Annotated in this window: 10 protein-coding genes and 1 tRNA gene; all 11 read right to left on the bottom strand. The window is 33.5% G+C overall.

From position 1 onward, the window contains the following. Positions 1-124, bottom strand: a 124-nt coding sequence (locus tag OEW78_RS03335; protein WP_300324037.1) for a 40S ribosomal protein S19, incomplete at its 3' end; no start/stop codon positions are given. A 239-nt stretch (positions 125-363) separates the two neighbouring features. Next, complete coding sequence (locus tag OEW78_RS03330; RefSeq protein WP_300324025.1) at positions 364-1,968, bottom strand: peptidase; 1,605 nt, start codon at positions 1,966-1,968, stop codon at positions 364-366. 43 nt (positions 1,969-2,011) lie between these two features. Beyond that, positions 2,012-2,311, bottom strand: a complete 300-nt coding sequence (locus OEW78_RS03325; protein ID WP_300324022.1) for an RNase P subunit — start codon at positions 2,309-2,311, stop codon at positions 2,012-2,014. A 50-nt stretch (positions 2,312-2,361) separates the two neighbouring features. Further along, positions 2,362-2,435 (bottom strand) — tRNA-Gly (locus OEW78_RS03320). Between the two features lie 22 nt (positions 2,436-2,457). Next, entirely contained in the window at positions 2,458-3,129 is a 672-nt protein-coding gene (locus OEW78_RS03315) for a ribosome biogenesis protein (RefSeq protein ID WP_300324019.1), read from the bottom strand. Then, the gene (locus OEW78_RS03310) at positions 3,129-4,238 is read right to left on the bottom strand and encodes a hypothetical protein (protein ID WP_300324016.1); all 1,110 of its coding nucleotides are present in this window, start codon (positions 4,236-4,238) and stop codon (positions 3,129-3,131) included. The genes OEW78_RS03315 and OEW78_RS03310 overlap by 1 nt, the downstream gene beginning before the upstream one ends. Before the next feature lie 303 nt (positions 4,239-4,541). Then, on the bottom strand, positions 4,542-7,193 hold the full coding sequence (locus tag OEW78_RS03305) for an adenosylcobalamin-dependent ribonucleoside-diphosphate reductase (protein WP_300324013.1): 2,652 nt from the start codon (positions 7,191-7,193) through the stop codon (positions 4,542-4,544). Positions 7,194-7,407: 214 nt separating this feature from the next. Further along, positions 7,408-9,579, bottom strand: a complete 2,172-nt coding sequence (gene nrdD / locus OEW78_RS03300; RefSeq protein ID WP_300324010.1) for an anaerobic ribonucleoside-triphosphate reductase — start codon at positions 9,577-9,579, stop codon at positions 7,408-7,410. 113 nt (positions 9,580-9,692) lie between these two features. Then, positions 9,693-9,854: a hypothetical protein gene (locus OEW78_RS03295; protein ID WP_193353268.1), complete on the bottom strand. Its 162-nt coding sequence runs from the start codon at positions 9,852-9,854 to the stop codon at positions 9,693-9,695. A gap of 70 nt (positions 9,855-9,924) precedes the next feature. Further along, a complete protein-coding gene (locus tag OEW78_RS03290) occupies positions 9,925-10,290 on the bottom strand; it encodes an OB-fold domain-containing protein (protein WP_300324004.1) in 366 nt (121 codons plus the stop codon). A 1-nt stretch (position 10,291) separates the two neighbouring features. Then, a complete protein-coding gene (locus OEW78_RS03285) occupies positions 10,292-11,455 on the bottom strand; it encodes a thiolase domain-containing protein (RefSeq protein ID WP_366523023.1) in 1,164 nt (387 codons plus the stop codon). Positions 11,456-11,508 lie beyond the last annotated feature (53 nt).

The following is an 11,508-nucleotide window of genomic DNA, read 5'->3' as shown; positions in this document are numbered from 1 at the left end:
TATCTGCATGAGCTCCAGTTTTAACAAATGGAACCCAAGAAGGTGCAGGAATGTCTTCATTTTTTAGAGCTGAAGATAGTCTTTTAATCAATATGTCTGCTGGTACATCATAGACCTTTGCCATAGAGTGAAAAAATCGAGAATCGTCTTATAAATCATTGAGATATTGGGTCTAGTTTATTCAACATATTTCAGCACAAATTCTTAGATCGGTGATTAATTTTATTAAATTCAATTTAAAAAATACGTAGAAATTATTCATGCAAATTATCAGTATTATCTAAATATCATTTAGGTAAACTCAATTTAGTTGGAATTGTCACCAGACAATAAATCATTGTTGGTCTTAAATTCCAATTTGGATTATCTGATTATCCCTTGACTGATAAGGAATTCTATTCCCTTGACAAAATCTCTTTCAGAAATCAAATCATCTGCCCACCATCCAGCATTGTTTTTTATCCAAGACGGAATTTCTTTAGAGCCTGTTGATTTTGATTCAGTAACAGGAATGTGAATGATATTTTCATTAATTAAAAATTGAATAGATTGAACAAATTCTTGATCACCCATAATTCCATCTGCCCACCATCCAGCATTGTTTTTTATCCAAGACGGAACTAATACAGATTTTTCTTTGTTTACAGATACAGAATTAAGACTAAAGTCAGATTTTGATGTAAAATATTTTTCAAAATTTCTAGAATCATGACCAATTAAAATTATTTTTAATTGATAGTTGCCATCAGTTGGAATTAAAACAGATTCTTGATAAATTCCATGAGAAGATAAAATGCCAAGATATTTTTCAGATATTCCCATATTGGACCAGATTTCTTTTCCAGAATAATCAGAAATGCTATATGCAAACAATATATCTTTGACAGACTCATTGTTTGCATCAAAGAAAGAAAATGTAAGTGGGATTTTTTCGCCTGGTTTTAATTTAGAATCCCAAGATATTTTTGCATTAAAACCATTTTCAAATGTTAAATCAAATTCATTTAGATTGATTTGTTCACCAGATAAAATTTCTATTTTTATTGTATCATTATCATTGAGATTTGATTTATTTTTGATTTTCATGAGTTCTTCATGAGGGAGATTTATTCTAATAATATTTTCATCAGGATTTGAAATTTCAATATCAAAATAATTGTCATTAATTTGAATATTATCTACAAAAACATCAATGTCATATCCTGTTTTGAATGGTGAGAAATCTTTTTGGAATAATATTATTTGGTTGAGATTAAAATCATGTTGATTTGGGTTTAAATCATATGATATTTCATATGAAATTTTATTTGTTAATTCATCATAATTGAAATTTGAAATTTTGTCGTTGTAAGATTTTATAGATATTGGAGATTCCTGTGCATTTGCGATTTTAATTGGAAATGTTTGTTTTTGTGGAAGATGTAAAAAAGTTTCAAACAATAGATCTTTTGTGGTCATTGTTTTTGGATTGGTTGCTCCTACAATGGAAACTTGAATGCTATATTGTCCACTTTTATCAAAAACAGGGCCTTGAATTACAGGCAATGAATCACCTCTTGCATAATAGGCTCCAGCTATGGCATGTTTTTCACCATAATATTTAGTACATTTCCAAAGATTTTCATTTTGGCACAGAGATGTAGGTTTAATTTCTAAATCTAGTTTGCCGTCATCGTCAAAAAAATATTCATTGGCAACTAAATTATCTTCGTGAAAAATCTGAATTCTGTATGTGACGCTTTGGATATTTGTATTGGTATCACTGTCAAAGAATCTAACTGATAAATTTACACTTTTAGAATCACCATAAATGAAATCTTCTGGAGTTAAAATGGTAGTTAGAGCTACTCTTAATCCATCAAAATCTATGGGAGGTGCCAGAGATCCTGAATGATGTTGAGCATATGCGGGAGTTATTGAAATTGTAAGTAAGCCAACTAGAATTAACAAAACAATCTTTAAAATCATAATTATATGTATTTTGAAGTTGTTAAAATATCATTGTTAATTATTAAGATATAATTTTACGATAAGTATGCCCGCATAAATTACAAGAAATTCTGATCGATTTGACAGATGTTCTTCCTAAACGAATTCGAGAATTTATTCCAGGAGCAATAAAGGATTTACATTTTTTGCAAAAAACCATTCTAAGGTAATATGGCATTCTGATTTTATGTCTAGTACTTATTCTTCTAGCAATAGAGGCCTGCCTTTGAGAAAGTTCAGGGTTTGTCTTTGCATTACTAATTGCATTTTCAATTAGAATTTCCATTCTTTCCATTGCAATTTTTTTTGCGCCTAGTTTCACAACAGTCTTTGAATCTACACCTAAAAATTGGTTCTCATAGAGTAAAACAATGCAGTCAGCGGGATTCGAACCCGCGTCACAGGGTTGGAAACCCCGAATACTAACCAGGCTATACTATGACTGCAATAGATTGCAAATTTTATTTCCTACATAAAAATGGTTTTTTCATACTCATAGAGCATTCTAGCAATAACAACATGACCTTCGAAGGATTCATCCCCAACCGAATAAAGATCTGTAATTTGATTTTCAACTGAATTAGAAAAATGACCTTTTTGGAATCCTCCAAGTACTATACAGGCATCATCTGGAATCTCTTTTGCAATTTTTTCATAAGTACTCTTTGTACCTTGTGTCGAAAAACCAATTACTTTTGATGGATTAATCTCACCAATTAATTGAGAGAATGTTTTTTCTTCAATTTTTAATAAAAGATCATCGTCTTTTGTTGTAATTTTTTTTTCCTGAAATAATTTTTCAATGACACCTTCAAATCTGTGATATGATTTAGGAATGTGAACATTTTTTCCAAAGAATATTACTTTGTCATCAAGTGTATGTACAAAAAGTTTCATTTTATTTTGAAGATATAATGGAATAGTTGTAGCTTCCAGTATTGAAAAATGCACTAGATCAGGTCTGCCTCTTTTTAATTCATTTTCAATTCCTTTCATAGCTGCAAAATGCCACGAATTATCAAGTAGGATTTCTGAGGGATGTTTCCCTAGTTTTCTTGCATGTGCAATTATTGATGGATGGTGTTTTAATTCAGTTGGAACAAGTTCTAATGAAGATTCAGACAAGATTAAAGAAATCATTAGTTTATCATTTGTATTTGCTTCTTAAATTCATTCCAACTTGATTTGGGATTGCCATCATTATTGATCAATCCAGCATCACAAATGTAATTACTCAATCTTTCAGCAACATGTTCGCTACTTCCAAAACCAGAACCTCCAACAGTCAGAGTATCTTCGCCTATAGTAGGAGACTCAACTATACAAGTTCCATTAGGTCTATCATATTGTCTATACCAAGTGAAGAATTCTATTTTAGGTTCATTTTCAGTGTAAAATTTAAAAGATTTTTCTAGAAATTCTGTTTGCATTGCTTCATTTCCTCCAACAAAATCAGAAGTGCTCCAGCTAATCTCAAAAAGTCCTACCTGTTTATCACCTGCTAAATCAAAAATTTGGGCTAATTCTTCTTTTGCTTGTTCAGGAGTTTTTACAATATGATTTAGAGAATCAACTGGTGAATAAGAAAATGCAATAAAATCACCAATTGCCAAATCAGTTACAACATATTGTAAATTTTTATTCAAAACCTGGTGTAATGCAAACGAATTTCCTATTTTTACATCAGGATGTTTTGATTTGATTTTATCATAAACTCCATTGAATAGATCTTTGTATACTGAAATATTTTGTTCATAAAATCTGAATTGGGATTCTGTTTGTCCTGCTAGAATTACAGTATCTATAATATCATATCTTGATAATATTTCATCTAATACGCTAACAACTCTGTCTTCACCTATAGAATTAAGAGATGGCTTTCCAATCCAATTAGGAAAAGGTCCAAGTGTTTCACCATTAATTATGGAAAAATATAGAGTAACTTTGAGATCATTTTTTTCATTCAAACCCATCAGGATATCAGATTGTTTCCAATCAAATTCTCCACGTACAGGTTCTACCAGATTCCAAAAAAGATAGACATTGCTTCTTCCAATTCCAGCATCAGAAGCTTTTGAGTAAACCTGATCTAATTCTTGTAATGTTGTGGATTGATTTGGGGAATTAATTACAAGACCAATTTTTTCATTTGTTTGTTGAGTGATAAGTTCTGAACTTTGTAAACTTAGGACTGCAGCCGTTAGTATGATAATAACTCCAATAATTACACCTAGAATTTTCTTATTCATGTAAATCCAAAAACGAATAGGAGTAAAAAAGTTGTCACTATTGATCGATTAGTCATTTTTTTCAATTAGGTATTTTTTTGATGGCGATCTCTATTACATTTAATTATAACAAAAAAAGTTTCATAATAATTATGGAATAGGGGGACGTATGTCGTCTTGGGGGCTAAATCCTAACTGGTTGTTAGGATTTAGGTAGACAAACAAACGTCTTTTCCCTATACCCTTAAGAGCACTTAGGATTTTTACTCACTCCTGGAATGAGCAAGTGTTAGTTATCCCAGTTTGCAAATAAGTGAAATATGGCTACCCAGATGTGCAGCCACTGTATCCACATTCAATGCAGATACTACAGCCCTCTACGAAAACAAGATTGTTTTTACATGTTGGACATAGACGATCTTCTGAAACCTCTTCAATTTTAGGAGGTTCTAATTTGATTTCTTCATCATGCACCTTTAATGCAAGTGCAGCATTGACTTGGGACTTGATGTATGGATTTGTAATTTTAGTGGTGACATATTCAGTCATGAAATCACTTGGTCTTACATCAAATGTCTTTGTTGCATTCGCACTTGTCATATGAAGAACTTGTTTGTGTCTAGAGCCATCACGATAAACAGTCATTCCTTTTAGACCAATTTCGTGTGCTAGCAGATATGCAGATTTTACATCTTCAACTGTTACATCATATGGCATGTTGATTGTTTTTGCAATTGCATTTCCAATCCAATCTTGCCATACACCTTGAGCCATTAGATGATCGGCCCAATGGATATCCATTGCTGTAACAAAGACATCTTGCATCCATTGTGGAATCTCTTCAATTCCTTTCAATGAACCGTAATTGTCTGCAATCTTTTCGAGAATTTCATCAGTATAGAGACCTTCTTCTTTGAGAGCTTCTTCAAGAATCTTGTTTGTATAGAAGAATCTTCCAACAGTTACTCTCTTTTCAAACACTAGAGCAAATGCAGGCTCCATTCCATTTGAGCAGTCTGCAATCATAGATAGTGTTCCAGTTGGGGCTACTGTGGTAGTTAAGACATTTCTAATACCATTCTTTTGGATTTTTTCAATGAGAGGATCCCATTCATAAGAATGAGAATCTTTTGGATTTTCATAATATCCAGATACCGGAATTTTTCCTTCAGGATATTCTGTTTTTGCACATAGAGGGAATTCACCACGAGCATTAGCAAGTGCAACACTTTCTTCCATTGAATAGTATGTCAAGGCTTCAGATAGCTTTGATTGGAGTTCATAACCTTCTTTAGAATTGTATGGAATTTTTAGTCTGTATAATAGATCAGCTACTCCCATAACTCCAAGTCCAATTCTTCTAGACTCTTTTGATGCTACATTGATTTCTGGAACTGGATAATTATTTACATCAATAATGTTATCCAAAAATCTTGTTGTCTTGCGGATTATCTCTTCATATCCTTGCCAATCAAATTCATAAGAACCATCGGCTTGTCTTTTTGCAAGATTCACCAAGTTGATAGAACCTAGATTACATGATTCGTATGGATAGAGACTTTGCTCACCACATGGATTTGTTGCTCTTAATGGTGCTTGTCTTGCTTTTGCAAATACGTTGTATTTGTTAATTTGATCAAAGAAGATCAAACCAGGTTCTGCGCTTTTCCATGCAGATAATGCAATTAGATCAATTAGTTGGTGTGCATTGATTTCTTTAACAGGTTTTTTGTCACGTGGACTACGTAGGACATAGTTTCCATCAGCAGTATTAACAAGTGCATGCCAAAAATCTTCCCAGATTCCAACACTTATGTTGAAATTCTCTAAAACTCCTGCTTCTGTTTTGTTTGTAATGAATTTTTCAACATCAGGATGCCACGCTTCAATGATTCCCATATTTGCACCACGTCTTTTACCACCTTGTTTTACAACTTCAGTTACAGTGTTGATGATATTCATGAAAGATACAGGACCAGATGCAACACCAGATGTTGATGCTACAATGTCTCCCTCTTCACGAAGATCAGAATAGTTGATTCCGACTCCACCACCAGACTTGAAGATTAATGCAGCATCAGAAGTGGATTTCATGATTTCTTCCATGCCATCATTCATTCCAAGTACAAAACATGCTGAAAGTTGTCCCAGTCTTCCACCAGCATTCATCATTGTTGGTGAATTTGGTAGAAAGTCTTGTGCAGTCATCATATCTAGGTATTCAGTGATTTTGTCTGCATAAACTTCGAGTTTCTTTCCTGCTAGAAGTGTCAAAACGTCTTTGAAACTGATTTTCATCTGACCTTTGTTGGCTAGAGTCACATAGTGATTGATTAGGGCTCTAAAATGCCATTTGTTAAAGAAATAATCTCCTACTTTGAATTTATAATCAAAGGCATCTAGTTTTTCAAGATAAGATTTTGCTTCTTCTACATCCTGTTTTTTATGTCCAGATTTGTCAAATATTTGTGAATCATATAACATGTCACCAATTCCAACTAAAATTGCAACTCTCTCAAACATTTGAGTTGGAGATTCAATAATCTCACTTTTTGAATTTCTAAAAAGATATCTAGAGGCTAGAACTCTCAGACAATTCAAGTCAAATTTCTTTGAGACTGGATCAAGGGCCTTTAGATTCAAGACCTTCATTTTTTCATCTCTTAATTTTCTTCTTTCATGTCTATAGACGATGTATGCTTTTGCAATATCGCTATTTCCACTGTCGATTAAAGTAGATTCTACAATATCCTGAATATCTTCAACTGTAGGTGATCTAGAGCTAGTAAATCCTTGCTCTACTAGCTTGTTAACTACATCATTTGCTAGTTTGTCGGCAACGCCACGGTCGGCTTTAGAGGTGGCTGCCAATGCCTTGTAAATGGCATTTGAAATTTTATCTTTATTGAAAACCGTTACTGCGCCACTGCGCTTACGAATCTCAGTGATCGTATTTTCTATTTGTGAATTGTCCATTATAATCTCCCCGCAAGGGTTAGAATGAATATGGATATAACTTGTGTGCTCGAAAAATTTTGATCTTGCTCTGTTATTGGGTCAATATTTTTAACATCGTTACTATGAACATCATACTGGTATAACATTACTTACAATCGATGATGATCGTGACATCTAAAAGTGATCAAAAAGTTTTGAAAAATGATCGGAACTAGTTTATCATTTACGATTTTCAGACAACATAAGATGACTTACACTTTGGACACTTGTCATCAAACTGTTCATCTTTGAAACCACACTCAGCACAAATTGCAGTGTGTCTTACTGGTTTGAATGATGGTGTAAGTTCAGAGGTTTTCTCAATGGATTTTTTGATTTCCTCGATATTTGCGTTTTTATCAACATCTAATGTTACAAGCAATCCGCCGTTAAGCAGTTTTGAGAGTTTGTTACATTCAGAGATAGGATCACTTTTGTTAGTATAGTCAGACACTTCGGATGCTTTTATGATTACACCTTGAGAATAGAAATCAGACTCCATTGAATTTAGTGATGAATTTTTGCCATATTTTTCACCATCAAGCGTTGCAAAACGTGCAGATCCTTCAGTTTCAGTCATGGATATGGCTACTGTATCACCTAATTCTTTGCCTTTTTTGGCACCTACATCAACGGCAGTTTCAATGACTTTGTAAAGAATATTTCGTCCTTCTTTGTTGTCTTGGAATCCAAGAATGTTAAAGACTGCTTCTTTGAGTCCTACCAAGTTCACAACCAAAGATACAGAACTCCTTTGCATGTATTGTGTATTCTTTGCAAGTATCGGATTTAGACCTCTTCGTGTAAGATCGGATATCTCTTTCTTTCTTAATGCCATAGATGCTAATGCTGGTTTCATTAGCAGAGCAAGTCTTGCTCTAAAGTAAGTTTCATCTTTGTTTGATTCAAATGCTAATCTTGGAAGATTAATTGAGATAGATTGTAAAGTTATTGAGAGAGGACCAGAAGCTTTTGTTGATCCATTTGTAATTCCATAGCTTGATGTTTGTCCTTTAGCAAACATTACTTTTCCACCAATTGAAATTATTTCTGCTACTGCTTGGGACACATCACTAATCTTTCCTTTATCAGCATCAATAATTAAACCAATTTTTGGAATTGGTGTTATCTTTGTATAATTTTTGTATGCATTAATTATTGATGCAATTATTTTTGTGTCAGCTCCAAGTTGTAAGCGAATTGAAACATTGGTACTAGTTTTATTGTATTTTGAAGTTGTTGATGCAGTTACAAATGCATCAGTTAATTTTTGTTCAAGTTCTGTAAGTGATTTGGAATGTTTTGTAAATAGTGTGACTAGACCATCAAGTACTACTTCTTGTGAAGCTTCTTTTGAAAGAAGAGCAATAACTACAGACAATGAGCTTGTAATTTCATCAAGTTGTTTTGATGCAGGAATTCTTGACACATCAAGATATTTTCCACCAAGATCAATTCCATCTTCAATTAATTCTTTAACATTAACAAAGATTGTATCAGGAATCATTGACCAGATTCCAGGATTTGAAATATGTAAGTCACCAGAAAGATGAGAATCTGCTACATCCTTTGGTAAAACATTTGTTAGAAGATGTTCAGCAAATACTCGCTGTCCAGTATTAAACAAGAGGCCTTCAGTACCGTTATCTACATTATCTAAATTTGAAATCATTTCTTGAACATCATATACAGGCAAGCCTAGGCGTGCGAGTTTGTTCCTATATTCCTCATGACCATGCTCAAGCAGGACAGAATTAACCATTTCACGGATTAATGCGCCTGTAAGATATGTAGTCTGATATTTGTAAATTCTATTTTCAACTTCTTCAGTAATTTTTTGTGCTAGTTCTAATGGAAGACTTCCTTCACGTACAAGAGATTGAATAATTTTGTGAGAATTGAATTCTTCAATCGATTCAGAGGATGTTCTAACATACATTTTTCCACTTTCAATGATTGATCTTTCTTCAATTTGTCTTGCCAAACTTAGAACAAGTTTTCCAAGATTTGTAATGGTGTAACGTCTTTCAGATTTGTTTAGTGCAACAAGTGATTGTCTAAGTAATTTTCTCAAGTGATATGCAAATTTTCCACTTTCTTTTTTTGATTTGAATCCAGCTAGGGATTTTAATTCAGAGTAAGTTAAAGGACCTTTAGAATTTAAGATTCTGAGAATATCGATTCTGTTGGGACTTGCCATGACAGAAAATATCATTCTGACACGTTTTGAAGTAGATTGTAAGATTCCACCTCGCTTTGGATCTGAGTCGTCATCAATATCTGAATCTAGATCTGAGTCGTCATCAATATCTGTATCTAAGTCAGGGTCTATGTCTAATTCTAGTTCCTCTTTACTTAGTTTCATTATTGCATCTCTAGTTAAGGAGTAAATAAGACTTGTGACTAGATTATTTTTTTAGGCTTTTAGATCATATTTCTTAAAAATGTAAAAAGATCTTTATTGGAGATCAATTTGTATTAATTTTCTTGAACATCAAGTGAAAACTCTGATGTTGAAAGTTTCTGTCCACATGATGGACATTTTCCATTTGTTGGATGAAGGACATCTTTTAGAGATTTTAGCATCTTCATGTTTGTGATCTTTTCACCACATTTGCCACATGTAATTTCTACAGACATGAAAATGATCAGACACGCAAAATAATTAAGAAAAGATTTTGATTTTTTTTAATAATTCAAGCAAATAATTTTACTGTTTTTCGATGAGGATCCCACGTTCATCAAAACCGCCAATTTTTGCTCTAGTTCCAACAGGTAGATCAGCAGGGGTAGCAATATTTGGCATAAATCCAGATATTCTCAAATCAGTGTTATCCAACTGAAGTACAACAAAAGCATAAGGAGTATACTTTTCAAAGCCTGCAGGAGCAACTGTGATTATAGTATAAGTTGCAACTGCGCCTACACCATCTAAAACAGTATCCTCAAATCCTTTGCTACCACATTTTAGACAATAATATGCAGTAGATAGATGAAGATATCCACATTCAGTACATTTGTGAGTTAGAAGCTTACCTTGTTTGGCATATTCAATAAGTTGTTCTTCAATAGTCATTTTACACACTTTGGAATACGTGAACAGCACAACTTGCACCAGTTGCACCAAAATTATGAGTTAAACCAATTTTTGCATCTTTAACAGTTCTTTCACCAGCTCTTCCAGTTAATTGATCAAATACTTCTACTACTTGTCCAACACCTGTTGCTCCAATTGGATGTCCTTTAGATTTAAGACCACCTGATGGATTAATTGAAATATCAGAATTTAATTTTGTTCTTCCTTCACGAACAGCTTGTATACCTTGTCCTTTATCAAAGAATCCCAAGTCTTCAGTGTCAACTACTTCTGCAATTGTAAAACAATCATGTACCTCTGCAAAATCAATATCTTTTGCAGTGATACCTGCCATTTTGTATGCATCAGCTGCTGCAATCTTTGTACTAGGGATTGTTGTCATGTGTTCACGTCCTTGTAATGCAGCTGGTGAGCCACCTCTGCCAGAACCAATAACCTCAATATAGTCACCTCCATGTTCTTTTGCAAATTTTTCAGAACAAAGAATAACAGAACTTGCACCATCAGAAAATGGGCAACAGTCATAAAGTTTTAGTGGACTTGCAACCACAGCAGACTTCATTACATCATCAACTGTAATTTTCTTTTGCATGTGAGCTTTTGGATTAAGAAAACCATTATCATGATTCTTTACTGCAACTGCTGCAAAGTCTTCTTCAGTTGCATTAAATTCTGTCAAGTAAGCTCTTGCCATAGATGCAAACAAACCAGGAAATGATGCGCCTGCTTGACCTTCATAGAAAAAGTCAGAACAATATGCAAAGTAAGTTGTAGTCCATTCAGTTCCAGTATGAGTTACTTTTTCAACACCTGTAACAAGAAGACAATCATAAAATCCGGCGGCGACATTAGCATATGCTTCTCTAAAAGATACAGAACCACTACCACATGCAGACTCTATTGTTAACGATGGTTTATCTGGAATTCCTAATCTACTCATTAAGACAGGACCAATATGGACCTGTTTGTCAGCGACTCCAAAGACATTTGAAATGTAAGAGGCTTTGATCTCTTTTGGAGTGATTCCTGCATTTTCTATGGCTGAAACTGATGCTTGAGTAGTAATATCTGCAATACTTTCACTTAATTTTCCATATTTGGTGCTACCAGCGCCAAGAACACAAACCTTTTCCATAAATGTCACTGACCTATTTCCCTATAAAAATTGTTTTAGTAAATCCATTATAGATAATGCCA

It is taken from the genome of Candidatus Nitrosopumilus sp., assembly GCF_029882185.1.
Lineage (GTDB): Archaea > Thermoproteota > Nitrososphaeria > Nitrososphaerales > Nitrosopumilaceae > Nitrosopumilus.
This window is presented reverse-complemented; position numbering and strand designations above follow the sequence as displayed.